Consider the following 25635-nt stretch of genomic DNA (forward strand, 5'->3'; position numbering starts at 1 on the left):
AGAAGAATGCGGCGCAAAGTAATTATCGGAAATTGGAAGATGTTCAAAGGGCCGCAGGCAGCCCGGCAATTAGCTAAATCGCTCAAACTGAAACTAACTGATATTCGTAAAACCGAAGTAGCCGTCTGTCCTCCGTTCGTAAGTATTGAGGCGGTGCGGGAGATTATCAAGGATACCCGAATCGGCTTAGGCGCCCAGAATATGTACCTCCATAAATCCGGGGCGTTTACCGGGGAAGTATCTGCGGAAATGGTTGCCGAGAGCGGGTGTACCTATGTGATTATAGGCCATTCGGAACGACGGCAGTATTTTCATGAAACCGACGAGTCCGTTAATCAAAAAATCAGCTTTGCTCTAAATGAAAAATTAATACCGGTAGTGTGCGTGGGCGAAACGCTTTCCGAAAGAGATAGTAATCAGACCGAAGAGGTTGTAAAACGGCAATACTTAGGCGCGATGAAAAATATTACTTCAAGCGATGCGGAAAAGATCATCATTGCATATGAACCTGTTTGGGCCATTGGTACTGGAAAAAACGCCACACCGGAGCAAGCCAATGACGTTCACCGATTTATCAGGGATTTAGCCGCTAATTTGTATGGAAAACTCTTTTCAGAGAAAATGATCATTCAATATGGCGGCAGTGTAAAGCCGGAGAACGCAAACGACTTATTATCGTGTGAACACATTGATGGCGCTTTGGTTGGCGGTGCGAGTTTAGACGCGGATCATTTTTCATCCATAGTAAAAGCAGCAGAGAAATTAATTTAACATTTAAATAATAACAGGAGAAACTAATGTTTGTATTTTTGGTCGTCATTCACATTATTGTAAGCGTCTTGCTGGTGATTTCTATTTTGATGCAGTCAAGCAAAGGTGGCGGTTTGGCGGGGACATTTGGCGGTAGTTCGACGGCTTTTCTTAGCGGCCGTCAGGCGGCAGACACGCTGACAAAGGCTACTATCATATTGGCTATTCTTTTTGCTGTTCTGAGCATTACGCTGAATATAGGCGTCTTGCGCGAATCGGGAAGCGATCAGGGAATTATTGAAAGAGAATTGGAGCAAGGCGGACAACAAGTGCCGGCGCTTCCGACGCCGCAAAATTAATCGCTAAGATTAATTTTTTATTGAATTTCAATTTAAATTTAAATAGATTTGAATTGTAAATATGCCGAAGTGGCGAAATTGGCAGACGCACCATCTTGAGGGGGTGGCGCCTATGGCGTGCGGGTTCAAATCCCGCCTTCGGCACCATTAAATTTCTGCTGCATTATCATTTCTGAATCGGTTAATTTCTTTTTTTGATAAGCATTGTTTTAGATCATCACCTTAATATGTCACCTTAAGGAGGTTATTTTTAATGAAAAGAGTATGGATGCCTTTTTTAGTTGTAGTCCTTTTTTCAATTGTTTATTCAGTTAGCGCACAGGAAAAAACAAGCGAGGAAGAGGAGTATCAGAGAAAACTGGAAGCCTGGAAAAAGCAAAAAGAAATGATCGAAAAACAAAACCAGGAGAAACTAAGTTCCGTCAATTCGCAGAAAGGCGCAAAAGCGCGCTTCAAAGCGGGAAATGATTATTATAGACAAGGCGATTATGCGGCGGCTGTTCGTGAATTTCAGCAAGCAGTTAAGCTGGATCCTGAGTATCAAAAAGCGTATACCAACCTCGGGTTATCCTATAAACGTTTGGGAGATTTTCAAAGTGCGATCAGAAATTATGACATCGCAATCAAAATGCCTAATGGAGAAAAGGAAACGGTTACCCAGGCGATAAGTTATAAGGCTAATTTGTACATTGATACTAAGGAGTACAAGAAAGCAGTCGAAACTATCGATCTTTATCTGAAAGACAATCCGACTGATGACGGGATGTTATATTTGAAAGGCAAAGTGCTTAAGGACGGTCTAGGACAGTTAAAAGAATCGATCACAGTTCTACAGAGCGCCGTTGCAAGCAATCCGAACAATCCAAAGGCGCATTTGGAATTGACCAGTTGTTATAATGTTACCGGCGACTACCAGTTAGCAATTAATCACGGTTTAAAGGGTTTGGAAGCCTCTAACGATGCTGAAACCACAGCGGCATTGAATTTTGAAGTTGGCGACGCGTACAGGAAATTTGGCAATACTGGGGAAGCGGTCAAATATTATCAAAGCTCTAAGACGAGCCGTAAATGGCGTGAAATTGCCGAATACTGGTTAAAGACATTAGGTTCGAAATAACTTATTTTAAAGCGATTCGGCATGAGTGAAGTCATCGAAGGGTGGGCTGTCGTAAAGACAGTCAGTTACGAACATCAGGCTAATCTTATCAGCGACCAACTCCAGTCGCTTGGGGTAGAGAATACCATCCTGTCACAAAAAGACCATACAAATGTTGTATGGGTCGGTGACCTCTCAGAGATTAAGATTTTAGTACCACAGGATAAACTTCAACAGGCATTGGATATATGTAAAGATATTGAGTTACCTGAAATGGAACTTTCCGATGATACCGATGTTGGCGGCGATGAAGACGATGCTGAGGAAGATGACGAAGAGCATTAGAAAGCAGTATGCCGGAAACTAAGGGAAAACTAAGGGTATCTGCTGTTCAATATCTAAATACCAAACCTATAGTATATGGACTTGAGAAAAACCGCGTTTCTCACCGTTTTGAATTAAGTTACGATATACCATCGATCTGTTCAAAGAAACTTCTTGACCAAGAAGCTGATCTAGCCCTTATCCCTTCAATCGAGTACTCCCGAATCCGACGAACACGGTCTCTAAACATCGTACCTGACGTAGCTGTGGTTTCACATGACGAAGTGAATAGTGTGGAGTTGTTTTTTAATAAGAATTTGTCAGACATGAAACGAATTGCCGTCGATTCAAGCAGCCGCACATCGGTGGCTTTGTTAGAAATCATTTTGAAAGAAAAATACGATATCGAGCCTGTGTTGGTTCCCATGAATCCCGATCTGTCTCATATGCTGAAAGAAGCGGATGCAGCGCTCGTGATCGGAGATATTGCGCTGGAGCAGAGCGGAGTAATGGACAACAAGCTTGATCTCGGCGAAGAATGGAATGACTTAACGGACGGATTGCCGTTTGTATACTCTTTCTGGGCCGGCACTCAGGGAGCGCTAACACATAACGATGTCAAGAGTCTTATAGATTCCCGTAACACAGGAGTCCATAATCTCTCTGACATTGCTGGGGAATATGTGAATCAGAATTCTAGTGGACGGTCTCCTGAATTTTATGTTGATTATTTGACAGATAATATACAGTTTAAGCTTGGTAATGATGAATTAAACGGGCTGAAAGAATTTTACAGTTACTGCTATTTTTTTGGAATGATTGAGGAAATTCCAGAATTATATTTTTTTGAAGGAGCTTGATAATGTCAATTGAATTATGGAAAACACGCATTTTGTCTACAAAGGAAAAGTCAAAACGTTTTACTTTTTTTAATCCTGCCACTAACGGATTAGGTTCCTGGATTGAGTTTCAGGAAGTTTCTGAATCGAACGTATCCGGTAACAAAGTCCAGTTACTCAAATTCAGTTTTGAAGGCGGCGACGGCTTTCTCAATATAGCGGATTCAGAAGGAAAGATAAGGGAGCCTTTTTATGATCGTCATTGGTTTTTTGGAGAACTTACGCGACAAGGTAAAACGTGTATGGCGAGGTTTCGTTTTGTTGATGAACCGAGCAGCGGCACTGAACTCGGGACACGCATTTTTACTCATTGGCGCCATGGCCAATGGAAGGTATTGCCAAACCAAGATTCGCAAGGTAATTTGTCCAATTCAGAGGTAGAGATCAGCTTTGGTTGGAGTGTCAATGGAAATGCGTATTACTGGGAATTAAAGCCGGTTGAACCTGCTGAAGTTTCCAAAGAGGCTGCAAAAGCTCCTAAGAGTTTTGTGCCAAAGCCCGGTCCGCCAGCAGAAATAAAGGCTGAAGAAACGACCGCAGAGGCTGCGCCAGTAAAAAAACCAAAGATATTTGTGCCAAAGAGTAGACAGACTGAACCGCCACAATCGTAATTCTTTAAAGCAAATGGTTTGATTTTATGACGGTTGTTTATTAATTTAATACAAGAGTTTGTTTGCTTCTTCTAAAAGAGGTGTGAAATGTATGGATGTACCCGTTGAAATAAAGTGGATTATAGAAGACGAACAGAGCAACGGATATATACTTCAGTTGATTGAGACCAATCACGATAAAGGCCGGATTTTACCGGTTGTCATTGGCGCGCCTGAAGCTCACGCCATCGCATTGGAACTCCAGGGCATTAAGCCCTTCAGACCTTTTACACATGATTTAGCTGTTCAATTTCTCGAAGCGTTGGATGCGGAAGTGCGAAAAGTGGTGATAACTGAATTAAACAAAAATACGTTTTTCGCCACGATATACATTAGCAGCAACAGCGTGGGCGAACAAGTGATAGATTCCAGGCCGTCGGATGCGATAGCCATCGCGATACGTGTTGGCGCTCCCATTTTTGTCAATGAAGACGTCATGAGCGTCGCCGGTTTGGAAGTTGACTTGCAAACGGGCGCCTATAATAAATCCTTAAAACAAACGGACGGTATTCCCGATACTGCGCCGCCGATTATTCAAAATAACCTTGAAAAACTTGAGAAAGAACTTCAAAAAGCGATCGAATCTGAAAACTATGAACTCGCCGCCAAAATTCGTGATCAGATTAATCTCATGAAATCATAGCCCAGAACTTACCCCATGTTTATTCTTGCCCGATATATTATTCGCGAACATATCGGCCCTTTCTTTTTTGCATTATCCCTCATTATGACCATGTTGGTTCTCAATTTTGTGCTTCAGGCTATGAAGTATATCATTGGCAAGGGAATCAGCATACAGGTTATATTTGAATTTATTGCTTATAACTTAGCCGGCATCATAGTGCTTGTTGTCCCCATGTCCATATTGGTTGCTACTATTATGGCATTTGGCCGTTTATCATCGGATAATGAGATAACAGCAATCAAAGCAGGAGGGATTAATTTTTATAAGCTGATCATTCCTGTGCTCATGCTGTCGGGCGTTATCACCTACGGATTGTTTGTGTTTAATGATCAGGTTTTGCCGATTGCAAATCACCACGCGCGTGTCCTGAAAAAAAACATTCAGACGAAGCGGCCGACGCTGACAATTGAACCGGGGGTCTATCTGGATGGAGTTGAGAATTTTACTATGATCGTGGAAAACAAGGATGAACTGGGCTCGTCGATTTACGGTATTACGATATTCGATAAGACTCAGCGAGATGCCGCGCGAACAATCACGGCCGAAAAGGGGCAAATTGAAATCGAAGAAGAAAATGAAGACATGGTTATCACTTTAGAGAACGGCGAGATCCATGATATGAATCCGCGAAAACCGGATAATTACCAGAGGATAAATTTTACAAAATACAGAGTGACGGTCAAAGTTGAAAATCTTACATTAAAAAAGAGCGATGAGAGTTTTCATAATGAACGTGAAAAAAATATTTCCCAATTAATGGAAGATGTGCAGCGTTATAAAAATGAAAGGGATAAGCATCTCGACAAAGTGGTCAAAGCAGTTGAGAAAAGTCCCGAAGTAATAACGCAACTTGATGAAAAAGGCAAAGGCTATTTTCATCGTTTCTTCTTTAATTACTCTTTTCTCGATGATATTAACGCCATCTTTACGCGTCTAAATTTAGCGGCAGATACAACTGAGTACAAGTTCCAGACCGCTTTTCATGACTCCTCTCATAAGAGCATACTAACGATTTTGAAATATTCTTCCGACAGCACGCGCAAGCCCGGCGTTGTCTTAAAACGGGGCATGAGTTCTGAAGATTCAATAAGAAAAATGAACGCCGGTATTCAACTTCCCGATACAGCAGCAATGATTACGGCATTTGCCGTACAACAAGTCGCAAGCGCATTGAACTCCACGAATAATTATCAGCGTCTTATGGATCAACTGATGGTGGAAGTTAACAAGAAATATTCAATACCCGTCGCATGTATCGTCTTCGTCATGCTGGGCGCTCCGTTAGGCGTAATGGCGAAAAAGGGGAACTTAGGAATAGCCGGCGGCATTAGTCTTTTTTTCTTCATCGCGTATTATTTTTGTTTAATTCTTGGTGAAAATTTTGCAGACCGCCAATTACTGAATCCTTTTGTTGCAATGTGGTTTATGAATATCCTATTGGGATCCGTTGGTGTTATTTTAATCTATCAAACGGCTTCGGAAAAAGATTTTGGAATTGTCTCATTCCTGCGCACGGTTGTCTACAAAATCTATTATGCCGTAAAGCGGACGGATAAAAAGGAACGGCTTTGAACGAAAAAAACATCATATTCGGCAGAAGGGCTGTTATGGAGGCCATTCGAAGCAATACGGCAATTGAGGAACTGTTTTTGCAGAAAAATGCACAGGGACTGTCTGATATCCAAAATGAAGCGCAACTGTTTTCAATAAAAACAAAAGAAGTGCCGCAGAGCGTCATGGATAATATGGCCTTACGCCAGAACCATCAAGGTGTTCTTGCCAAACTAAAATATATGGAATTTGCCTATGCGACCGTGGAAGATATTTTTGAAAGAGCGGAGCGCAAGAATGAAAGAGTCCTTATAACCATCTTGGATGAAATAGTAGATCCCCATAATTTGGGCGCCATCATTCGAAGCGCTGAATGCGCAGGATTTCACGGCGTTATTATTCCAAAACATAACTCAGCAGAAGTAAATGCCACCGTGATGAAAACATCAGCCGGAGCAGCTACTCATATACCGATTGTCCAAGTAACTAATTTATCACGCGCGATGAAGGAACTGAAGGCCCAAGGCGTCTGGATACACGGGACGTCAATGAATGCCACAAAAAATTATTTTGAAATGGATGCGCGCGACCACATTGCTGTAGTGATTGGCAGCGAAGGAAGTGGAATGAGGCGTTTGACAGAACAGGGGTGCGACTTTTTGATAAAAATTCCAATCTTCGGAAATATCGAGTCGCTCAACGCATCGGTCGCAGCCGGAATTGTATTTTTTGACATTCAAAGGCAACGTTTATCACGGCCAAAACCAGGTTAATACCTTAACTTTCCAGTTCTTTTTGTTTTAATTCTTCTTTCTGTTGAATTTTTTCGCCAACCCAACCTCCGAATAATCCAAATATTCCGCCCCCTATAAGCGCAATTAATAAAACAAATACCGGAATTTCAATATCTAAACCGAACTTGAGAAATAAATAATTAAAAAGTATCGTAACCGTACCTGCAATCCCACATTCCAGTTCGGTGTTTCCCGGGGATTTGTAGCCTGCGACAATACCTGATGCTATGACGCTCAAGGCGAGAAATAGTGCAATAGGTATGAGTTTGTAGAAAAATAATGATACAAAAAACAAAATGAAACAATTGAGCATAAAACCGACAACTGATGCAACGATAATCCAATGCCACTGGATGAATTTTGTAGGTTGGTTAAACCCTTCCATTTCTTCACCGATCCAACCACCGAGCTGAGTCAGTAAAATACCTCCAACGATCAGTAGTAATATCTGAAAAACGCTGAGTTCAGTAAGTTGGGACTGCACTTCGTAAAGTCTAGTTAATATCATACCGACGATCGGAATGATCATACCTACCAAAGCTGCCTCTTTAATGGTATGTCCACTAGAATAGTGGCCTAATATCATTCCCGTTAGGATATAGGCTAATCCTGTGATTAAATAGGGTATGACTGGATTGTGAAATTTAGCGTAACTAATGAGAACCAATATCCCAATAAGAATAAGCCCGACTACCGTGCCGGCCGTAACCCAAAACCAATCAATATTCGATAGTAAATTTTTAATAGGGTTATTTTTCAAGTTCTGCTCAGTCATTACAGTGCCTCATATTTAGAATAATGGTGCGTATTATCATGCATGCAGAAAAATTCTCTCCGGAACATGTTTCAAACTGGAAAAATGTAGAAATTATAATCCTTATTGTCAAATTCAAGTTTGGTTCACATTTTGGACATTAATTTTTGCAAATGGGATTTCATTAAGCTATATTTTTTATATTTCAATATATATAGACAAAACAATAAAATATTTTTCGATGTTTGGTTAGAATAAAAAATAGTACCATGAACCGTTATACGCGCATAGCTGTCGGTGGGCTTTATATCATATTCGGTACCTTCATAATGCATTTTGAAGTATTGCCTGGAAACTTCGACCCCAGATTTCTTACTATGATGGGATTTGTATTGATCTGTTATGGCATGTATCGGGTAGTGCACAACTTTTATGTGAAGCCCGAAAACAGGGAACAACAGAATGATAAGGGTAATCAATGAACTCCAGCGTTGCAAAGTACTTCCTTATTGCAGCTTTATGCTTGTCGTGCCGGAAACGCGATGACGTCAGTTCGCCGACGAGCGGCAAACTGGACGTCATTTGTGATGAATCGGTTTCATCGGCAATTGAAACTCAAAAAACGGAGTTTGAAAAAAACTACCCTAAAGCGCGTATCAGCTTAAAGCTCAGTACGACAAATTATGCGATCGGCAGTTTACTTAACCATGACGTCGAATGTATTATTTCCACGCGCGAACTGGATTCCACTGAAACTGATTTTCTGATTCGAAACGACATTAAAGTATATTCGCAAAAATTAGCTTTGGACGGTATCGCATTTATTGTCAACGCCAAGAACCCCATCCAGGAAGTTACTTTGGACCAAATAAGTTCTATACTAACCGGAAGAAATATTCGATGGAATTCAGTTTCTGACGCTACATCCTTTCCTTCAAACATTGATGAAGTCCGTCTTGTTATCGACGGCCGAAAATCAGGAAACTATTATCTGCTTAAACATCAGGTTTTGAATGACGAGTCCATGACGGCAGCGGCTGAAATAATACCCGGTGACTCCATGGTCAGTTCGTCTGAAAGAATCTTGAATTACGTTGTATCGCATCGCGACGCGATAGGGTATGTTAGCACTGCGTGGCTCGGAAATAATCCTAAATTCACCAAAGTTGCCGATCAAATAAAAGTGCTGCGTTTAGCAGCAACCGACTACCAGAAGGCCGTTGCTCCCATTCCTGGCTATGTTTACCGTGGGGATTATCCATTGCGGCGTTTTATTTACATAATGCACCGCCAAGACCACATCGGACTTGCGGCAGGATTTACGGCATATATGACCGGAAATGAAGGGCAGCGAATGTTCTTACGATCTAATCTGGTACCGGCGATGAATCCTGTCCGGCTCGTACCTGAATAAAATTCGCTTGTGTTTTTATGAAAAAAATTAGAACTTTGCTGGCTTTTTATCCGTAGAATGTTTCATACAAACCCTTATCAAATAGGCTTGAGAAAGATATCTGTTCTAATGCGGCATATGCTGTTTAACTTTGCAAATACGAGTCTATTTTTATTGCTGTTAATTACTTCAGAAGCGATATCCCAGAATGTTCAAATTCAGGCGGCGCGAGAAAGGCTGAGTAGCGGCGATACAGCAGGCGCTCTGAGCCTCTTGGAAAGCGCAGCAAACGAATATCCTGAGTCGGCTGACGTCCACTACTGGCTTGCGTTAGCATATTATAAGAGCGAACGAATCTCGGATGCACTGAACTCGGCCCAGAAGACATTCGCCATCAAGCCGAAACATCTATTGAACCGAAGCTTGTTACTTGATATTTACTTGAAAGAAGAAAATTTTACAGATGCAAAAGCTGAAGCTGAATTCTTGCTTAAGGAATCACCCAAAGATCCGGATCTTCGCTTTAGGTTTGCACAATGTTTGGCAGGTTTAAGTCAGTTTGAAGAAGCAAGTATTGAGCTTTCGAAACTGGAAGTGCATAAAAAGTTACCGTATAATTTGCAGTACAAAGTTCTCTTACTACTCGGGGATGTGTATGCCAAACAGAATATAAATGAAACGGCAATTGCCTATTATTCCAAAGCAGCGTCAGTAAACGGCAGTTCGGTTGATGTACATATAAAACTGGGCAAAACGTATTTCAAGGAACGCCAGTATAACGATGCGCTGAGGGAGTATCTAGAAGTCGTGCGGCTTGATTCAAATAACACCGAAGGCAATCTCAATGTAGGGTATATTTATTATAATGGAGGTAAATCAAATCCTCAGCAGTATGGGAACGCAATTTTTTATCTGCAGAAATATGCGGCGCTAGAGCCGGCTGATCCTCGCGGATTTTTGTACATCGGAAAAAGTTTTCATGCGCTTAGAAGTTACTCCAACGCAATCCCACCGCTTCAGACGGCTGCTCGGCTTGACAGTGGGGCAGGACGAGAAGAGACGATGAAATTTCTGGCTGAGTCGTATTCAGGAATTCAGGATCACGAAAAGACGATTAAGATGTATGAAGAACTGGAGAAAAAACAGTATCCTTTGGACGCGATGGATTATGTCAGGTTAGGCCTTTCGTACAAAGCTATTAAAGATACGCTAAATACGGGCAAGTATTTTAGCAAAGCGGCATCCGCGGATTCGTTATACCATGTATTGCTTCAGGAAGTTGGGTTGATGTACTACGGAAGCAAAAATTTTGTCGAGGCGGCTCGCTGGTTCGAAAAACGAATTGCTGCAAACGCCAATGATACTGCCGTTGCCGGGACATGGCAGAGTTTAGGTTTATGCCAGTTTTATTCGGCAAAAACACGGCAGGATACATTAAAAGCGCTGTCATCAATTCGAAATGCGATACATTTAAAGCCGTATTCTCAATACTATTGGCTTATATTTGCACAAATCGCAGAGTATGCGGATTCCGCAGCGTCTGCAAAAATGGCTTATCAGCAGGTCGTAGATATTGATTCTAATAATGCTCAAGCTTATTTCGGGCTGGCAAGCATATCTTACCGTTTAAAAAACAATGACGAAGCCATCACGTATTTCAAACAGGTTATCCGGCTCGACGACAAACATAAATACGCGCTGTATTATCTCGCCCAATGTTACCTTAGGCAGAAAAATAATTTAGCAGCTATTCCATACCTGAGAAAATATGTCGAACTAGATCCAAACGGGCAATTCGCTGTAAATTCAAAACGTATTCTGAAGCAACTTGGCGCTAATTAATGTGAATTACCGGCGCATATATGCATCGCACACTACAGAAGCTATTATGAGACTCTACATCTTCACTATTCAAGGAGGAAATCTACATGAAACAGTCCGTTTTTATGACGGTATTAATCGCAACGGCATTTCTGATCTCAGCGATTATTTATGAATTCGTTTTTGGCGCGGAAGGCGATGCTTTCGGATTAAACTATATCTACAAAGGCGGATATTTGGTTGTTGTCCTCATGGTCCTGTCCATTATGGTTATAACGTTTGTATTTGAACGTATCTTTTCTTTGCGTAAAGCCAACGGCAGTGATGCTTTGCCGTTTTTTTTGAAAAAAGTTCAAAAAAACCTTCTTGAAAACAGCGTGGAATCCGCTGTAGAAGTGTGTGACCATCAAAAAGGATCGTGCGCAAATATTATCAAAATGGGACTTGAAAGTTTTATTCGTACTGGAAAGTTAGGCTTGACGATCGATAAGCGTGTTGCGGAAATGAAACGATCCATCGAAGAAGCTTCTTCGCTGGAAGTGCCGCTGTTGGAGAGGAATTTAATCGCGATTTCAACCATTGCATCCATTTCTACGATGGTCGGGTTGCTTGGAACGACTATCGGTATGATTCGCGCGTTCAAAGCCCTGGCACAATCCGGCGCTCCCGATGCGGTTCAACTTTCACTTGGAATTTCAGAGGCCCTGATCAATACAGCGGGCGGCCTGTTTGCAGCCATTGTTGCCATCGTCGCATATAATTATTTTGTTAATAAAGTGGATACGTATACGTATCTCATTGACGAAGCGAGCTATAACGTGGTCGAGATCTTGGCTAATAAGAATTCCGATAAGTAAACGATTCAATTCCCATAACGAGGCAACATGGCGAAAATTAAAAAACATCGCGTTGGTGTTAATCTTGATATGACCCCCATGGTAGACGTAGCGTTTCTGTTGTTAACTTTTTTTATGCTGGCAACGACGTTCCGACCGCCCGAAGAAGTATCTGTCACGGTGCCGGATTCTCATTCGCAATTAAAGTTACCGGTTGCAAACGTAATCACGCTGTCTATAACGAAGGAAAAACGAATATGGATGGACGTGGATGCTCAGGTTGTTCGCGCCAAGATTTTTGGAATAGACTATGCGCAGAAAGCCGGCAAAGAAATTAGTATAGATGAACTAGCTTCGCTGATCAATAAAGCGAGGTTGGAGAATCTTGCGATTCGCGGAGCGCAAGGAGCCATGCGTGTTGTCATTAAAGCAGATAAAGACGCGGACTACGACGTCGTGAGTGACATCATTGATATATTACAGAAAACCAAGATCACAACGGTAAATTTTATCACCAATCTGGAACGATAATAAATAGGCGGAGTTTAAATTATGTCTGAAATAGGAGCGGCACAGCCAAGGTCGCACGGCAAAGGGAAAAAAAGAAAACGACGGCTCGGCGTTCGTCTTGATATGACGCCGATGGTGGACGTAGCTTTTCTTCTTTTGACTTTTTTTATGTTAACAACGGCCTTTCGTTTGCCGCAAACCATGGAAATCAGCATTCCGGAAGACGATAAAGAAAGCAATCAAGTCAAGATCGCCGAATCAAATATTTTGCAAGTGCGGGTAACGGATGATAATACGATTTATTGGAATTTGGGAAATAATGCACCTCAAAAGACGGACTTAAACAATTTACGTCACCTATTTATTGAGCGAAGCGAGAAGAATATTCAAGACGGCAAAGGCGTTACAATTAAGGAGAAATATAAACTGATTATGCTCATCAAAATCGATAAAAAGGCCAAATACGAACATATGATCAATATTGTCGATGAACTGGATCTTGCGATGGTCTCGCTGAATGAGAAAAATAAGTTAACGGAAAGCGGCAGTAAATTATCTCCCCGTTTTGCCTTTGCGCCGCTTACCGATCGGGATCTAACGGAGCTTAAGAAGGCGCCATGAGCAATATCGATGTCATAGATGGATTTGAGAGGGAAAACTACGGTTCGTATGTACTCAAAAAAGTCTATTCGAAGAACTTAGCAGCCGGATTAATTATCGGCGTGGCGTTGCACATCGGAGGAATCGCTTCCTATTATATTTCGAATATCGTGATGCAGGAGGATAGGATAATCACCGTCAAATTCACCGACATTAATGAACTCCAAAATGCCCCGCCGTTACAGGATGCGCCGCCGCCGCCGACAGTAAAAATAGAAATCCCGGATGTGATCAAACCTGCTATGGGAATGCCTATCATCGTTCCGGATGAGGAGGCGTTGCCGGAATTAACCATTCAAACTCAGGAAGAAATCAAAACGGATATTGCATCAAGTACTTTTGGAGATCAGGATGGTGAAATAAGGGTTGATATCAGCGGAGTGATACAGGGGATTTCCGGAAATGATGAACCCGGCATGGATGAATTTGTTGTGGTCGAACAAAACCCGGTTCCGCTTGGAAGGCCGAATATCGTCTATCCGGAACTCGCAAAAAAAGCAGGCCTGGAAGGCAAGGTTGTTGTTAAGGCGCTTATCGACGAGACGGGGAGCGTGACAAAAATTGTTGTGATCGCCGGTGAAGATATTTTTAAAGACGCCGCAGTGGCTGCGATCAAGCAAATGAAATTTAAGCCCGCCATCAACGGCAACAGGGCTGTCAAGGTCTGGATTACTTATCCTGTCGTGTTTCGGCTCAATTGAAAGTTTTAGGGGATTAACTTTGGAGCCAAAAGCTATTGCGTTTACTACTCCGGATTAGTATGACAGACGCAGTTGTTCATTGATACAATAGTTATGTGCAATTGTCCTTTCAAAACAAAGGCGTCTTTCGTCTTTAAGAAATGTGCTTATTTTCTACATCGGAGGCGCTTTTGTATTCCAATATGTCTCCGGGCTGACAATTCAAGGCCTTACAAATTTCCTCAAGGGTTGATAGCCGAATCGCTTTTGCCTTGCCGTTTTTTAAGACAGAAACATTGGCGATCGTGATACCGACTTTCTCAGCAAGCTCGGTGACGCTCATTTTTCGTTTCGCCAGCATGACGTCTATGTTAATGATGATCGCCATAGTCTTATACCGTTAAGTCGTTCTCGGACTTTATATCCACGGCACTTTGCAAAACCCGTTCAAATACCGCTGCCGCAATTGCGATGACGATAGAGGCGAATGTGGCGATGATTCCCAACATAATGGCACCCGCGGCGTCATCCTTGTCACTACGAGCGGCTATCATGAGAAAGGCATCCGCCGCGACGATTGCGCCCGCAGTAACGAGTGCGCAGTATTTTATCATCCGAAAAGCTTTTACTGTTCCTTGTGAGAATGTTTTATTTATTCCGACATATCCTAGCACTTTGAATGCTTGATAGAGCGCCACGAAAAATGGGATGGACCCTATATACACATATGCTAGAAATGGATCATTGAAATATATCTCAAAGAGCGTGGCGTGTACGTTCCTACCTTCGAGCTGGGGTTCCCACAGCAAGGCAGCTAGAACACCGATGCCGATGAGCACAATGACAACCTGAAGAAATATCGTTGAATTTTTTTTCATAAGATACTCACCTCAAGGATTAATCGATTAGTGTTTATTTGCGACACATATTGAATATAAGATATTATTTATCGTTTGTCAATATGTTTTTATTGTTATATGTATATAGGAGGTGCTAACGTTCGCTCACCGCGCCAGCGGAAGAGTTTGAGATAGAGATTTGAGTTTACACGCGAATTTCTCATAAAACACAAATCCTCACAGATCCAAGACCTGTGAGGATTTGTTATTTCATTTTTCCAAGTCAGATTAGAACTTGATATCAATCTGTTTCGCTTTAGCTTCTTCCGCTTTAGGCAGTACGATGGTCAAAACGCCGTCTTTGTAATTAGCATCGATCTTATCGGACTTGACGAGCGACGGCAGACGGAATGACCTGCTGAAAGACCCGTAACTTCTTTCCACGCGATGGAAATTCTCTTCTTTCGTCTCGCTTTCCTGTTTCTTTTCTCCCTGAACGGTGAGAACGTTTTCCTGCAGCGTGATCTTTACGCCGTCTTTGGTGACGCCGGGCAATTCAATATGAACGGTGTATTTGTCCTTGCCCTCCGTGATGTCGGCTGACGGATACCAGTTCTGTAAACCGTTAAATGTCTCATCGTCGCCGGTGAAGAAGTTCGATAACATCTTACTCATTTCTTTTTGCACGTTGAAGAGGTCGGTCAATACGCCTCTTTCGTTGATCGGGTTATACCTGATGATTGACATGGTTATCCCTCCTTTTGTTTGTTGGTTTTAGTTAAAGTTAATTTTAATTTCACGAGGTTTAGCCTCTTCCTTTTTAGTTAAATTCATCTGTAAAAATCCGTTCTTCCATGACGCATCTATGTTTTGAGTATCAACGGTTTTTCCCAGCGTGAATATTCTTCGATAATTTCTTTTGTAGATCTCCGATCGTATCAATTCGCCTTCTTCCTGAATATTCATTTTGCCTTCGATCAAAAGCTGACCGTTTTTCACTTGCACGCTCAAAGTGTCCTTATTCACACCCGGCATCTCTAAGAGCAGGTGATAATGATCTTTGCTCTCGCGTATGTCGCAACGCGGCTGAACGTAGTAATAGCCATTTTCGTGTTTTACAACATCACGCTGATCTGTTTTGACTTCGTTGAAAGTTTTTGTCTCCATTTTTTGTCTCCTGTTTGATTTAATGAGTTAATTTTGGTTTCGTTCTTGATTAATACAAAGCCAGTGCCAAAATTTACATACTGAAATTTATGGGTTTATGAAGCACCCCTTTAGAAAATAAGACAAAATGACATATTTTACAATTTAGAAATCATGAAATAATTGCAATTATATGACAATATGGCTGTTTTTTACTAACTGAGGCATATAGAAGGTAAAGATTCGTATTAGTTAAGGATTTTTATGACACCAAGGCATAAAAACGCGAAGATTGATTGCAAAAGAAATTTTTCATCTTAAGTTAACTTTATGACTACGGGTCTTTGTGGCACTTATTCAATGGGAGCTCAGCGGTCGCTTAATTTCTGTTGATTTTACAGGTAATTTTAGCTAAACTTTTTTGCCTTTTTTTAACCCGGAAATTGCAATGTTAGACGAATTTCAAATAAGAGAAGACATTGTTGAGTGCGGCCGTCGATTGTATCAAAAGGGGTTTGTCGCGGCGAATGACGGCAATATCAGCGTGAAAATAAGCGACGATGAGATACTTGCCACTCCCACCGGACGATGTAAAGGGTTTTTGTATACAGATGAGTTGGTCAAACTAAATCATAAAGGCGATGTTCTTGAAGGAAGCGCCAAGCCATCAACGGAAATTTTGATGCACCTCGCCATTTATGAGGAACGCCCCGACGTTAGATCTGTGGTTCACGCTCATCCGATATACGCGACCGGCTTTGCAACCGCGAATATTCCTTTGTCCGATTGTGTGTTGGCGGAAATAGTTACGACCTTAGGATCAATTCCGATAGCTCCTTATGCGACGCCGTCGACGCCGGAATTGGCGGATTCCATAAGAAACGTCATACGTCATGCCGATGCATGCCTTTTGGCAAATCACGGCGTCGTGACGTGCGGACGAAACGTATTTGACGCTTATTACAAAATGGAACGGGTGGAGCATTACGCGCATATCATCTACGTTGCAAAAATGCTGGGCGGGGAGAGGGTTTTGAGTCCGGAAGAGGTACAAAAATTGTATCAAATAAGAGAAACATACGGAACGCAAACTCACGCAAATCCGGGTTGCCTGGCATGTACGGAAGACTGCGTCGGCGGCGATTGTGTCTTATATGAAAAAAAAAATAAAAGTCACGATAGCAGGAATGCGACCGATGAAACGCGTATATCTGCCCTTATCAGGGACATCATTCAAACTTTAAAATAGTAAAATGGTTGACAAGGCTTATCATTCAAAAATTCGTTCTTTCTTGTTTATTTCCTTTGGATTGGTTCTGACGTTTATACTCGTTTTAACAGCAATACCAATTTCGCTTTTTGCGCCGATGGGAAAGACAATGGCTGCGATAGAAAAATTTTGGTCGGGTGTCCTCGTACGCTTTTCTATGATGCGAGTTGTGGCTAAGGGGATGGAGCATATCAAAAGCGATAAAACGTATATATTTATTTGCAACCATCAAAGCGCGTTGGACATCCCGTTAATGATGTTTTACGCGCCGAAACAACTGCGGATGATATTTAAGAAAGAACTCCTATATATACCATTCTTTGGACTTGTGCTGTGGTTGCTCAAGTTCATTCCGATTGACCGTGGAAATAGGGAAAAAGCTATAACGAGTTTAAAAAAAGCTGCCAAACGCATCCACGATGGAATCAATATTGTTATTTACGCCGATGGCACCAGAAGCGTGAATGGAGAATTGAAGCCGTTTAAAAAAGGAGCTTTTCTATTGGCCATCGACGCGCAGGTGGACATTATTCCGGTAACGATCAGTGGAACCATAAACGTAATGCATAAATTCGGCGGAATTTTGGACGTCAAATTCGGCCAGGAAGTTCATATCATTTTTGATCCTCCCATTTCCACATCGTCTTTTGTGTTGGAACAGAAAGACGAATTAAAGACATTAGTTAATTCACAGATTGCCGGTAACTACGAAGTGATAAAACATCTGTCCAAGATCACCGACACGAACTTATTAGATAAAGTTACCCGATTTGAACAAAAGCAGCATTCGGTTACCGCTGCATAACATTCATATAAAGGAAATACCGATGAAAGGAATTATTTTAGCCGGAGGGCTCGGCTCACGCTTACAACCTCTGACTCTGATCACCAACAAACATTTGCTTCCCGTATATAATAAGCCGATGATCTACTATCCGATTGAAAAATTAGTTGAAGCGGGAATTGACGACATCGTTTTGGTAACCGGTGGAAGTTATGCAGGCGATTTTCTGCGGTTGCTTGGAAATGGAAAAGAATTTAACTTATCTCACATCAACTATGTGTATCAAAAGGGTGAAGGCGGAATTGCAGAAGCGCTGGGTTTGTGCGAGCATTACGCGAAAAATGACTCCATCGCCGTAATATTAGGCGATAATATTTTTGAGGATAGTATCAAAAATGCAGTCGCTGATTATGAAAAAACGAACAAAGGCGGCAAGATATTCCTGAAAGAAGTGCACGATCCGCAGCGTTTCGGTGTGGCGGAAGTTAAGGGTGAAAAAGTTATCGGCATTGAAGAAAAGCCAAAGATCCCGAAATCCAACTATGCGGTGACCGGAATCTACATGTATGATGCGGAAGTTTTCGATGTGATTAAAACGTTGAAACCATCCGGACGAGGCGAGCTGGAAATTACCGATGTGAACAATCACTACATCCGAAAAAACGCAATGAAGTACGAATTCATGAACGGATGGTGGACAGATGCCGGAACGTTTGAGTCGCTGTTCCATGCAAGCGGGCTGGTTGCAAAGTCTTTGAATGAGAAATAAAGTTGTCTCCTTTAATAGGTCGCTATTAACCGGCCCATTGGGGTTTTTATTTTAAATTGTAATCAAAAAGAATTTTTTGTAATATAACAAAGTCAATTAAAGCTAATTAATGAAGAAACTTGGGATTTTCGGTTCAACAGGTTCGATTGGAAAGAACGCGCTTCAGGTTGTGCGGAATAACCCGGATCGTTTTAAGGTTGTATGTTTAACGGCGAACAACAATGTTGACCTTTTAGTTCAGCAGGCATTGCAATTCATTCCGGAAACTGTCTGTATTTCAGATCAATCTGGTTTTAAAATTGTTAGAGAAAGACTGCGGCCGACCGGTATTCAAGTTCTTTGTGGTGCGGAAGCGTTGTCTGATCTTGCGCGCGAGGCTAATTTTAATATGATGGTAGGGGCCATTGTCGGATTTGCCGGGCTCCTGCCGACGATTGAAGCGATAAAGGCCGGTAAAGATATTGCGCTTGCGAATAAGGAAACTTTGGTGGTCGCCGGAGAGATCGTAAACCGATTACTGGAAGAGCATTGCGTTAGACTCATACCGATTGACAGCGAACACAGCGCGCTGTTCCAGTGCCTCGTCGGCGAGGATAGAACTAGCATTCGAAAGATAATTCTAACGGCATCGGGCGGGCCTTTTTTGCATAAGCCCAAAGAAGAATTCGGTAACATCACCGTGTCGGAAGCGCTGAAACATCCAAATTGGAAAATGGGTTCAAAAATCACAATCGACTCGGCAACGCTTATGAATAAAGGGCTTGAGGTTATTGAAGCGCACTGGCTTTTCGGGCTCTCACCGGACAAAATAGACGTTGCAATTCATCCTCAGTCCATCATTCATTCAATGGTGGAATTTGTAGACGGATCTACAAAAGCGCAAATGGGCGCTCCCGATATGAAAGTTCCGATTCAATACGCATTATCATATCCCGAACGGATTAAGAACGGTTTTAACGCATTTAATTTCCGTAAAACAAATCGGCTGGATTTTTTTAAACCGGATCGCACCAAGTTCAAGTGCCTGCCCTTAGCTTACGATGCCTTGAAAGAACTTGGGACCATGCCGGCAGTTTTGAATGCGGCAAATGAAGTAGTCGTAGAAAGTTTCCTTAAAGAAAAAATTAAGTTTGTTGATATTCCAAAATATATCAAAAAGGCGATGCAGGCGCATGACGTTATTCATGATCCTGGCCTGGGATGTATTTTGGAGGCTGATCAATGGGCAAGAAGCTATGTAAAAAAATCATTAGGTTTATAATTAAGCAAATTGATGAAAGGTACGTATGGGTTCTGCGTTATTTGATTTTATTATTCCATTTATTGTGGTCTTAGGCGTATTGGTTTTTATTCACGAATTGGGCCACCATCTGGCGGCGAAGCTTTTCGGGATGAAGGTAGACGCTTTTTCTTTAGGATTTCCTCCGCGCGCATGGGGGTTTCGATGGAGCACGAAAAGACTGCGTCCGAAATTCATGCGTGACTTAACTGCCGCGATCCAGGACAATGTAACCTTCAGGCAGCTTCACGAACGCCTGGTCTGCAAAAAAAGCTCCACAGCTGAAGATGAGTCGATCCGAATATTAACTGAATTGTTTAATGTTCAAGTCGAAGAATCGAAGATCCAAGTGTTAAACAAAAAAGGAAAATCCGAAGAACGTATTGAAAGTAAAACAAACGTCGTAATTGCGGATGGCGGGATATCGAAAAAGTTTTTACAGGATGAATTAGATACGATGTATAAGACTTTCACATCTGATGCCGATCTTGTGGATAGTTTTCACCGGTATAGTGAAATTCAGGATGATAAGATTTTTAAAGATAAATACCAGACGGACTATTGCGTTTCCTGGATTCCTTTGGGTGGTTATTGCAAGATCAACGGCATGATCGATGAAAGTTTCGACGTCGATAGCATGAAGGAAGGTGTCGCTAAGCCCTGGGAATACCGCGCTAAACCTATATGGCAGAGGATCATTGCCATCACCGGCGGCGTTGTATTTAATTTTCTCCTGGCGGTTATCATATTTGCCGTGATCGCCTTAAGCCACGGTTTGCCGGATATGGACAAATACGATGCATATAAAATGGGAACTACGATTCAAACGGTAGGTCCGGGAAGTCCTGCTGAAAAAGCCGGTTTGCTGGCCGGCGATAAAATTACCGCCATCAACGATACGCCTGTGGATGAGTGGAGAAGTTTAGTTGAGATCATTCACAACCGGCCGGAAGAGAAAATTCGCGTGACTTATCAAAGAGGCGAATCTGTTTTAAGCGCTGAGATCATACCGAATAGAGTAAAAACGCAAACCGCCGAAGGAATAAAAGAAATCGGACAGATCGGGATCGGCCCCTCGCCGTTACCTGAATTTACTCGCGAAGCATCTTTTGCTGAATCGATGCAATTTGGTTTTATGAATACCTACCGCGTTTCGGCGCTAATTCTCGTCAATCTCAAACAGATCATTCTTGGCGAACAATCATTTAAAGACAGCATGGGTGGTCCGATTGCCATTGTGAAGATGACCGGGGAAGTAAAACAACAACAAGGTTGGGCTGGCATTTGGGGTTTTATGGCGCTGCTCAGCATTAGTTTGGCTGTATTCAATCTTTTTCCAATCCCGGCCCTGGACGGCGGGCACTTGATGTTCTTAATTATTGAAGGGGTCATTCGACGTCCTTTGTCGATCAAATTTAAGTTATATGCACAGCAGGCCGGTATGGCGATTTTGCTGACTTTTATTGCGTATGTTACGTTCAATGATATCATGAAATGATCGGTTTTAAGATTGCAGAATTTTCACGGAGATTTTGACTCGGTATTGTTCGATTGTGACAGTACGCTGACAAAAATTGAAGGGATAGACGAACTAGCCGCGCTCAAAAATGTTAAGGACGAGGTGAGCCGCATAACGAATGACGCGATGGAAGGACGGCTGAGTTTTCAAAGCGCATTAGAAATGCGTTTATCAATTATCAGACCTTCCCACGCAGAATTGCTCGCGGTAGGGCAAAAATATATTGATGAGGTTGTAGATGGGGCTGTAGAGCTGATAGACGTGCTGCGCCAATCCGGAAAAGACGTTTATATACTCAGCGGCGGTTTCCAGGATTCAGTCAGATTGTTTGCAGAATTTCTGGGTGTTGAATTAAAACATGTTTTTGCCAATGAAATTCTTTTCGAAGCGGATGGAAATTACTCCGGCTTTAACGGTGAGTCGGCGTTGGCAAGGTCTCATGGAAAAGCTGAGATTGTTAGAACGATCAAAGGATCAAAAGTGATGATAGGAGACGGAGCCAGTGATCTGGAAACCCGGAACGATGTTGACCTTTTCATCGGATATTGCGGAGTTCAGAAACGAAAAATTATCGAGGAGAATGCAGATATTGTAGTTTACGATTCAAACCTAATGTCAGTTGCTCCTTTGATTATGAATAGCAACTTCATGTTGACAGAGTCGGATCAAATTAGATTTAATAGTATAGATTTGCGTAGATAACCGATACATTCATTAAATGAGGTGGATGATATGTTAAAATATACTCAAAAATTGGCAATGAGATGCGTTTACACACTCGCATTGATTTCAATTTTACTATCGGATTCGATTGCTCAGAGTCGAATTGCTGTATTGCCTTTCAAAAATATTTCCGGCGATAAGCAGTATGACTGGTTAGCTGACGGATTCTGTGAAACGCTGACATCCTCGTTCGCTCAAATAGGGTCGTTCGTCGTCGTCGAACGATCACAGATAGAAAAAGTTCTAAAAGAACAAGATTTTCAGATGAGCGATTATGCCAATGAAGCCAAAGTTGTCGAAGTCGGAAAGATTTTAGGCGTCGATAAAATGCTAATAGGAAGTTATCAGGTTTTTGCCGGCAATATCAACGTCAATACGCGCATCGTCAATATGCAAACGGGGCAGGTTGACAAGGCCGGCGCGCTTGCCAACAAACGCGCAAAACTTGAGAATATTTTTGACCTTCAGGACGAAATCTGTGTTTCTCAAGCGAAAGCCTTCGGCGGAGAAATTACTCAGAAAGAAGTTCAGAAGATCGCTTCCGTCACGTCGTCTAATAAAACCAATTCATTCTCCGCATACGAACTCTATAATAAAGGCGTCAATGAATATTACGCGAAAAATTATGCCGACGCGATCGTAAGTTTTAATAAGGCTATTGAAGCAAATCCTCAATATTCGGAGGCGTATAATTATCTTGGTCTGGTGGCGGATAATCAGGGAGATAATAATCAGGCAATTTATTATTACAAGAAAGCCTTTGAAATCAAACCGACGGATGCGGTGGTGGCCAACAATCTCGGAATAGTCTATGCGGTTAAGAAGGAATATGACAATGCGCGCTGGTATACGAATAAATCCATTGAATTGAATCCAAACTATTACAACGCTTACAACAATTTAGGCTGGATAAGCGAAACGCTGGGCGACAAAACCACCGCTCTGGAACATTTCTTGAAGGCGTACGAACTCGATCCGACAAATGATTATGCCTGTCGGCACATCGGCGGTATTTATGAAGGACAAGGAAAATACGAAGAAGCGGTAAAATACTACCAAAAGAGTATAGACAACAATCCAAACGACGCAGGAACATATTATGATATGGGGGTGGCCTACTGGAGTCTTGAAGATTGGAATGCGGTTGTCGACGCATGGGAAAAATGTTTGAGCATTAATAAGAGTCACAAAGAGGCTCTGGAGTGGCTTCCGAAAGCGAAAGAAAAATTAGGCTCATCCAGTTCCAAACGTGTATTAGACAATTATTCCTTAGGATTGGAATATTATAATGACAAAGAATATGACAAAGCCCTGGCTGCTTTTAAAACTGAGATCGAAAATAACCGACGAAACAGTTCCGCCTGGGGTTATTTGGGCCTGTGTCATTATTACAAAGAAAATTATCAGGAATCGATTCGCTGCTACAATAAATCTATCGCCATCAGCCCAACGGATTGGGTGTACTACGATTTAGGAGTGACCTACTGGAGTCTGGCTGATTGGGATGCGGTGATCGATGCGTGGGGAGAATGTCTCGCTATAAATCCTGACTATGCCGAAGCTAAAGAGTGGCTTCCAAAAGCAAAAGAAAAGAAAGCAGCGAAATCCGGTTCAAGTTTTAACTATTATGACGAAGGCGTCAGCCTTTACAATAAAAAAGAATACACTGCGGCCATTCAGTCGTTAAAGCAGGAGCTGGCCGTCAACAAGAAAAACAGCAATGCGTGGGGGTATCTCGGCTTGTGTTACGATTCCCAGGACAATGCATCGGACGCGTTGTACGCTTATAATAAATCGATCATGATCAAACCGACAGATTGGGTTTATTATAACATGGGTGTAGTTTATTGGAAGCAAAAAAATTGGCCTGCTGTGGTTGATGCGTGGGAAGAGTGTCTGGTGCTTAATCCAAATTATAAAGAAGCGCTGGAATGGCTTCCAAAAGCAAAAGAGAACATGAACAAATGAGCCATTATTGAAATTTACGTTATTACATACCGACACAAGTTCCGCCAATTCAAAGGCCAGAGCAGGCCTGCTTGAAACTGCTCATGGCACGATTGAAACGCCTATCTTTATGCCGGTGGGCACGCTCGGCGACGTCAAAGCGATAGAACACCGTGAATTGAAAGAAAATCAGGCTCAGATCATTCTTGGCAATACATACCATTTGTATTTACGCCCCGGAACGGAAATCATCAGCAAAGCCGGCGGGCTCCACAAGTTTATTGGTTGGGATTTGCCAATTTTAACGGACAGCGGGGGGTATCAAATTTTTAGTTTGTCCGAACTGCGCAAACTGTCCCACGAGGGCGTCAAGTTTCAATCGCATATTGACGGCTCAAAACATTTTTTTCGTCCGGAAGACGTTGTTGATATTCAGAGAAAACTTGGTTCCGATATTTGTATGGTATTGGACGAGTGCCCGCCATATCCATGTACTCACGAATATGCTCTTCGATCCAATGAACTCACCATGCAATGGGCAGAACGCTGCAAGATCCATTTTGAAAAAAGCGAGCCATTGTATGGATATCAACAAGCCTTGTTCCCAATCGTTCAGGGCAGTGTATTCGAAGATATTCGTTATCAAAGCGCGGATCGTCTCACTAAAATGGATTTTGAAGGTTATGCCATCGGAGGTGTAAGCGTTGGCGAGCCAAAAGAGGATGTCTACCGAATTGCCGAAATGAATTGCGGTGTTTTACCGGAGAATAAGCCGCGCTATCTTATGGGCGTCGGAACGCCGGAAGATATTTTGGAATGCATAGCTAGAGGCGTGGATATGTTCGATTGCGTTATGCCGACGCGTAATGCGCGGAACGGAACGTTGTTTACTACCTGGGGAAAAACGACGATCCGCAATGCTGTCTACGCCGATGATTTTTCGCCCATTGATGAACACTGTGATTGTTATACCTGCAAAAATTTCAGCCGCGCTTACGTCCGTCACTTATCGACTATTGGCGAAATTGTCGGCCACCAATTGGCGACGATCCATAATATCCACTTCTATCTATGGCTTACGCGAGAAGCCCGAAAGCATATCTTGGCCAATACCTTTTTAGATTTTAAGGCAGACCTCCTGGACCGGTATGCTGAAAACGAAACGAAAAGAGGAACGAACAACGTAAGGACGAAAAGCCCGCGCCGGAAGAAAAAGGACTATGAAACAGCTTAGTCCGGATGAATTAAAACAATGGATGGATTCAAAAAAAACATTTCAGCTTCTGGATGTTAGGGAACGATGGGAATACGATATAGTGCGATTTGAACAAGCGATACTAAGGCCGCTCGGTTTTCTGCAAATAAATCCGCCAGAATTAGATAAAGAAAAACCGGTGGTAGTCTGCTGCCATCATGGCGTACGCAGCATATCCGGTTGTTTAATTCTGGAGCAGCTCGGTTTCAAAAATGTGTACAATCTCTCCGGAGGAATTGATCTCTACGCTCAGACGGCGGATACCTCCATGCCAACCTATTAAAAAGCAAAGTTCAAAATAATGCTCTTTCCTCTACTCGAAGCGCTTTTGCAGAAGAATAC

At 42.3% G+C, this 25635-nt stretch carries 28 protein-coding genes, 1 tRNA gene and 1 pseudogene; 25 read left to right on the forward strand and 5 right to left on the reverse strand.

Annotation, left to right across the window (positions count from 1 at the left end; genetic code table 11):
• The first annotated feature begins 6 nt into the window (after positions 1 to 6).
• The 10 genes from F9K33_00855 to rlmB all read left to right on the forward strand — a co-directional run bounded on the left by F9K33_00855 (position 7) and on the right by rlmB (position 7087).
• Positions 7 to 771, forward strand: coding sequence for a triose-phosphate isomerase (locus F9K33_00855; protein ID KAB2881325.1), 765 nt, complete (start codon positions 7 to 9; stop codon positions 769 to 771).
• Positions 772 to 797: 26 nt separating this feature from the next.
• Complete coding sequence (gene secG / locus F9K33_00860) at positions 798 to 1109, forward strand: preprotein translocase subunit SecG (GenBank protein ID KAB2881326.1); 312 nt, start codon at positions 798 to 800, stop codon at positions 1107 to 1109.
• A 63-nt stretch (positions 1110 to 1172) separates the two neighbouring features.
• A tRNA-Leu gene (locus F9K33_00865) sits at positions 1173 to 1256 on the forward strand.
• A 106-nt stretch (positions 1257 to 1362) separates the two neighbouring features.
• Positions 1363 to 2226 (forward strand): tetratricopeptide repeat protein, encoded by an 864-nt coding sequence (locus F9K33_00870; protein ID KAB2881327.1) that lies wholly within the window; start codon positions 1363 to 1365, stop codon positions 2224 to 2226.
• 21 nt (positions 2227 to 2247) lie between these two features.
• Positions 2248 to 2550 (forward strand): hypothetical protein, encoded by a 303-nt coding sequence (locus tag F9K33_00875; GenBank protein ID KAB2881328.1) that lies wholly within the window; start codon positions 2248 to 2250, stop codon positions 2548 to 2550.
• An 8-nt stretch (positions 2551 to 2558) separates the two neighbouring features.
• Entirely contained in the window at positions 2559 to 3389 is an 831-nt protein-coding gene (locus tag F9K33_00880) for a menaquinone biosynthesis protein (GenBank protein ID KAB2881329.1), read from the forward strand.
• A gap of 2 nt (positions 3390 to 3391) precedes the next feature.
• On the forward strand, positions 3392 to 4039 hold the full coding sequence (locus tag F9K33_00885) for a hypothetical protein (GenBank protein KAB2881330.1): 648 nt from the start codon (positions 3392 to 3394) through the stop codon (positions 4037 to 4039).
• A gap of 91 nt (positions 4040 to 4130) precedes the next feature.
• Positions 4131 to 4721 carry a bifunctional nuclease family protein gene (locus tag F9K33_00890; protein ID KAB2881331.1) on the forward strand — a complete coding sequence of 197 codons (591 nt, stop codon included), beginning with the start codon at positions 4131 to 4133 and terminating at the stop codon, positions 4719 to 4721.
• A gap of 15 nt (positions 4722 to 4736) precedes the next feature.
• Positions 4737 to 6335 carry a YjgP/YjgQ family permease gene (locus F9K33_00895; protein KAB2881332.1) on the forward strand — a complete coding sequence of 533 codons (1599 nt, stop codon included), beginning with the start codon at positions 4737 to 4739 and terminating at the stop codon, positions 6333 to 6335.
• Positions 6332 to 7087 carry a 23S rRNA (guanosine(2251)-2'-O)-methyltransferase RlmB gene (gene rlmB / locus F9K33_00900; GenBank protein KAB2881333.1) on the forward strand — a complete coding sequence of 252 codons (756 nt, stop codon included), beginning with the start codon at positions 6332 to 6334 and terminating at the stop codon, positions 7085 to 7087. Before F9K33_00895 ends, rlmB begins: the two co-directional genes overlap by 4 nt.
• Before the next feature lie 4 nt (positions 7088 to 7091).
• Here rlmB and F9K33_00905 read toward each other — a convergent pair whose 3' ends face one another.
• Entirely contained in the window at positions 7092 to 7883 is a 792-nt protein-coding gene (locus F9K33_00905; protein ID KAB2881334.1) for a hypothetical protein, read from the reverse strand.
• Between the two features lie 457 nt (positions 7884 to 8340).
• Here F9K33_00905 and F9K33_00910 point away from each other — a divergent pair, with 457 nt between their 5' ends.
• From F9K33_00910 to F9K33_00935, 6 genes are all read left to right on the forward strand, one after another.
• Positions 8341 to 9276 carry a hypothetical protein gene (locus F9K33_00910; GenBank protein ID KAB2881335.1) on the forward strand — a complete coding sequence of 312 codons (936 nt, stop codon included), beginning with the start codon at positions 8341 to 8343 and terminating at the stop codon, positions 9274 to 9276.
• Positions 9277 to 9333: 57 nt separating this feature from the next.
• Positions 9334 to 11097: a tetratricopeptide repeat protein gene (locus tag F9K33_00915; GenBank protein KAB2881336.1), complete on the forward strand. Its 1764-nt coding sequence runs from the start codon at positions 9334 to 9336 to the stop codon at positions 11095 to 11097.
• A gap of 86 nt (positions 11098 to 11183) precedes the next feature.
• The gene (locus tag F9K33_00920) at positions 11184 to 11933 is read left to right on the forward strand and encodes a MotA/TolQ/ExbB proton channel family protein (GenBank protein KAB2881337.1); all 750 of its coding nucleotides are present in this window, start codon (positions 11184 to 11186) and stop codon (positions 11931 to 11933) included.
• A 27-nt stretch (positions 11934 to 11960) separates the two neighbouring features.
• Positions 11961 to 12443 (forward strand): biopolymer transporter ExbD, encoded by a 483-nt coding sequence (locus tag F9K33_00925; protein KAB2881338.1) that lies wholly within the window; start codon positions 11961 to 11963, stop codon positions 12441 to 12443.
• A 21-nt stretch (positions 12444 to 12464) separates the two neighbouring features.
• Positions 12465 to 13043 carry a biopolymer transporter ExbD gene (locus F9K33_00930; GenBank protein KAB2881339.1) on the forward strand — a complete coding sequence of 193 codons (579 nt, stop codon included), beginning with the start codon at positions 12465 to 12467 and terminating at the stop codon, positions 13041 to 13043.
• Positions 13040 to 13783, forward strand: coding sequence for an energy transducer TonB (locus F9K33_00935; protein ID KAB2881340.1), 744 nt, complete (start codon positions 13040 to 13042; stop codon positions 13781 to 13783). The genes F9K33_00930 and F9K33_00935 overlap by 4 nt, the downstream gene beginning before the upstream one ends.
• 133 nt (positions 13784 to 13916) lie before the next feature.
• On the opposite strand, the gene F9K33_00940 is transcribed toward F9K33_00935, so the two are convergent.
• From F9K33_00940 to F9K33_00955, 4 genes are all read right to left on the reverse strand, one after another.
• Positions 13917 to 14150, reverse strand: coding sequence for a helix-turn-helix transcriptional regulator (locus F9K33_00940; protein ID KAB2881341.1), 234 nt, complete (start codon positions 14148 to 14150; stop codon positions 13917 to 13919).
• A 4-nt stretch (positions 14151 to 14154) separates the two neighbouring features.
• Entirely contained in the window at positions 14155 to 14640 is a 486-nt protein-coding gene (locus F9K33_00945) for a DUF2975 domain-containing protein (protein ID KAB2881342.1), read from the reverse strand.
• 249 nt (positions 14641 to 14889) lie between these two features.
• Positions 14890 to 15276 (reverse strand): Hsp20/alpha crystallin family protein, encoded by a 387-nt coding sequence (locus tag F9K33_00950; GenBank protein KAB2881443.1) that lies wholly within the window; start codon positions 15274 to 15276, stop codon positions 14890 to 14892.
• A 99-nt stretch (positions 15277 to 15375) separates the two neighbouring features.
• Positions 15376 to 15768 carry an Hsp20/alpha crystallin family protein gene (locus F9K33_00955; GenBank protein ID KAB2881343.1) on the reverse strand — a complete coding sequence of 131 codons (393 nt, stop codon included), beginning with the start codon at positions 15766 to 15768 and terminating at the stop codon, positions 15376 to 15378.
• A gap of 427 nt (positions 15769 to 16195) precedes the next feature.
• Here F9K33_00955 and F9K33_00960 point away from each other — a divergent pair, with 427 nt between their 5' ends.
• From F9K33_00960 to F9K33_01000, 9 genes and pseudogenes are all read left to right on the forward strand, one after another.
• The gene (locus tag F9K33_00960; protein ID KAB2881344.1) at positions 16196 to 16996 is read left to right on the forward strand and encodes a class II aldolase/adducin family protein; all 801 of its coding nucleotides are present in this window, start codon (positions 16196 to 16198) and stop codon (positions 16994 to 16996) included.
• 4 nt (positions 16997 to 17000) lie between these two features.
• Entirely contained in the window at positions 17001 to 17822 is an 822-nt protein-coding gene (locus tag F9K33_00965; protein ID KAB2881345.1) for a 1-acyl-sn-glycerol-3-phosphate acyltransferase, read from the forward strand.
• Between the two features lie 22 nt (positions 17823 to 17844).
• Positions 17845 to 18570, forward strand: coding sequence for an NTP transferase domain-containing protein (locus F9K33_00970; GenBank protein ID KAB2881346.1), 726 nt, complete (start codon positions 17845 to 17847; stop codon positions 18568 to 18570).
• A 109-nt stretch (positions 18571 to 18679) separates the two neighbouring features.
• Positions 18680 to 19831 (forward strand): 1-deoxy-D-xylulose-5-phosphate reductoisomerase, encoded by a 1152-nt coding sequence (locus F9K33_00975; protein ID KAB2881347.1) that lies wholly within the window; start codon positions 18680 to 18682, stop codon positions 19829 to 19831.
• 25 nt (positions 19832 to 19856) lie between these two features.
• A pseudogene (locus tag F9K33_00980) lies at positions 19857 to 19991 on the forward strand (RIP metalloprotease RseP).
• Positions 19992 to 21359: 1368 nt separating this feature from the next.
• Positions 21360 to 22070, forward strand: coding sequence for an HAD-IB family phosphatase (locus F9K33_00985; GenBank protein KAB2881348.1), 711 nt, complete (start codon positions 21360 to 21362; stop codon positions 22068 to 22070).
• Positions 22071 to 22100: 30 nt separating this feature from the next.
• Positions 22101 to 24059 (forward strand): tetratricopeptide repeat protein, encoded by a 1959-nt coding sequence (locus tag F9K33_00990; GenBank protein KAB2881349.1) that lies wholly within the window; start codon positions 22101 to 22103, stop codon positions 24057 to 24059.
• Between the two features lie 7 nt (positions 24060 to 24066).
• Positions 24067 to 25272: a tRNA guanosine(34) transglycosylase Tgt gene (gene tgt / locus F9K33_00995; protein ID KAB2881350.1), complete on the forward strand. Its 1206-nt coding sequence runs from the start codon at positions 24067 to 24069 to the stop codon at positions 25270 to 25272.
• Complete coding sequence (locus F9K33_01000) at positions 25259 to 25576, forward strand: sulfurtransferase (protein KAB2881351.1); 318 nt, start codon at positions 25259 to 25261, stop codon at positions 25574 to 25576. The genes tgt and F9K33_01000 overlap by 14 nt, the downstream gene beginning before the upstream one ends.
• Positions 25577 to 25635 lie beyond the last annotated feature (59 nt).

The organism is bacterium (assembly GCA_008933615.1).
Taxonomy (GTDB): domain Bacteria; phylum CLD3; class CLD3; order SB21; family SB21; genus SB21.

Bases quoted from the DNA above. Each gene is read 5' to 3' on its own strand.
- F9K33_00855 (KAB2881325.1), top strand. From the start codon at position 7: ATGCGGCGCAAAGTAATTATCGGAAATTGGAAGATGTTCAAAGGGCCG.
- secG (KAB2881326.1), top strand. From the start codon at position 798: ATGTTTGTATTTTTGGTCGTCATTCACATTATTGTAAGCGTCTTGCTG.
- F9K33_00870 (KAB2881327.1), top strand. From the start codon at position 1,363: ATGAAAAGAGTATGGATGCCTTTTTTAGTTGTAGTCCTTTTTTCAATT.
- F9K33_00875 (KAB2881328.1), top strand. From the start codon at position 2,248: ATGAGTGAAGTCATCGAAGGGTGGGCTGTCGTAAAGACAGTCAGTTAC.
- F9K33_00880 (KAB2881329.1), top strand. From the start codon at position 2,559: ATGCCGGAAACTAAGGGAAAACTAAGGGTATCTGCTGTTCAATATCTA.
- F9K33_00885 (KAB2881330.1), top strand. From the start codon at position 3,392: ATGTCAATTGAATTATGGAAAACACGCATTTTGTCTACAAAGGAAAAG.
- F9K33_00890 (KAB2881331.1), top strand. From the start codon at position 4,131: ATGGATGTACCCGTTGAAATAAAGTGGATTATAGAAGACGAACAGAGC.
- F9K33_00895 (KAB2881332.1), top strand. From the start codon at position 4,737: ATGTTTATTCTTGCCCGATATATTATTCGCGAACATATCGGCCCTTTC.
- F9K33_00905 (KAB2881334.1), bottom strand. From the start codon at position 7,883: ATGACTGAGCAGAACTTGAAAAATAACCCTATTAAAAATTTACTATCG.
- F9K33_00910 (KAB2881335.1), top strand. From the start codon at position 8,341: ATGAACTCCAGCGTTGCAAAGTACTTCCTTATTGCAGCTTTATGCTTG.
- F9K33_00915 (KAB2881336.1), top strand. From the start codon at position 9,334: ATGTTTCATACAAACCCTTATCAAATAGGCTTGAGAAAGATATCTGTT.
- F9K33_00920 (KAB2881337.1), top strand. From the start codon at position 11,184: ATGAAACAGTCCGTTTTTATGACGGTATTAATCGCAACGGCATTTCTG.
- F9K33_00925 (KAB2881338.1), top strand. From the start codon at position 11,961: ATGGCGAAAATTAAAAAACATCGCGTTGGTGTTAATCTTGATATGACC.
- F9K33_00930 (KAB2881339.1), top strand. From the start codon at position 12,465: ATGTCTGAAATAGGAGCGGCACAGCCAAGGTCGCACGGCAAAGGGAAA.
- F9K33_00935 (KAB2881340.1), top strand. From the start codon at position 13,040: ATGAGCAATATCGATGTCATAGATGGATTTGAGAGGGAAAACTACGGT.
- F9K33_00940 (KAB2881341.1), bottom strand. From the start codon at position 14,150: ATGGCGATCATCATTAACATAGACGTCATGCTGGCGAAACGAAAAATG.
- F9K33_00945 (KAB2881342.1), bottom strand. From the start codon at position 14,640: ATGAAAAAAAATTCAACGATATTTCTTCAGGTTGTCATTGTGCTCATC.
- F9K33_00950 (KAB2881443.1), bottom strand. From the start codon at position 15,276: ATGAGTAAGATGTTATCGAACTTCTTCACCGGCGACGATGAGACATTT.
- F9K33_00955 (KAB2881343.1), bottom strand. From the start codon at position 15,768: ATGGAGACAAAAACTTTCAACGAAGTCAAAACAGATCAGCGTGATGTT.
- F9K33_00960 (KAB2881344.1), top strand. From the start codon at position 16,196: ATGTTAGACGAATTTCAAATAAGAGAAGACATTGTTGAGTGCGGCCGT.
- F9K33_00965 (KAB2881345.1), top strand. From the start codon at position 17,001: ATGGTTGACAAGGCTTATCATTCAAAAATTCGTTCTTTCTTGTTTATT.
- F9K33_00970 (KAB2881346.1), top strand. From the start codon at position 17,845: ATGAAAGGAATTATTTTAGCCGGAGGGCTCGGCTCACGCTTACAACCT.
- F9K33_00975 (KAB2881347.1), top strand. From the start codon at position 18,680: ATGAAGAAACTTGGGATTTTCGGTTCAACAGGTTCGATTGGAAAGAAC.
- F9K33_00990 (KAB2881349.1), top strand. From the start codon at position 22,101: ATGTTAAAATATACTCAAAAATTGGCAATGAGATGCGTTTACACACTC.
- F9K33_01000 (KAB2881351.1), top strand. From the start codon at position 25,259: ATGAAACAGCTTAGTCCGGATGAATTAAAACAATGGATGGATTCAAAA.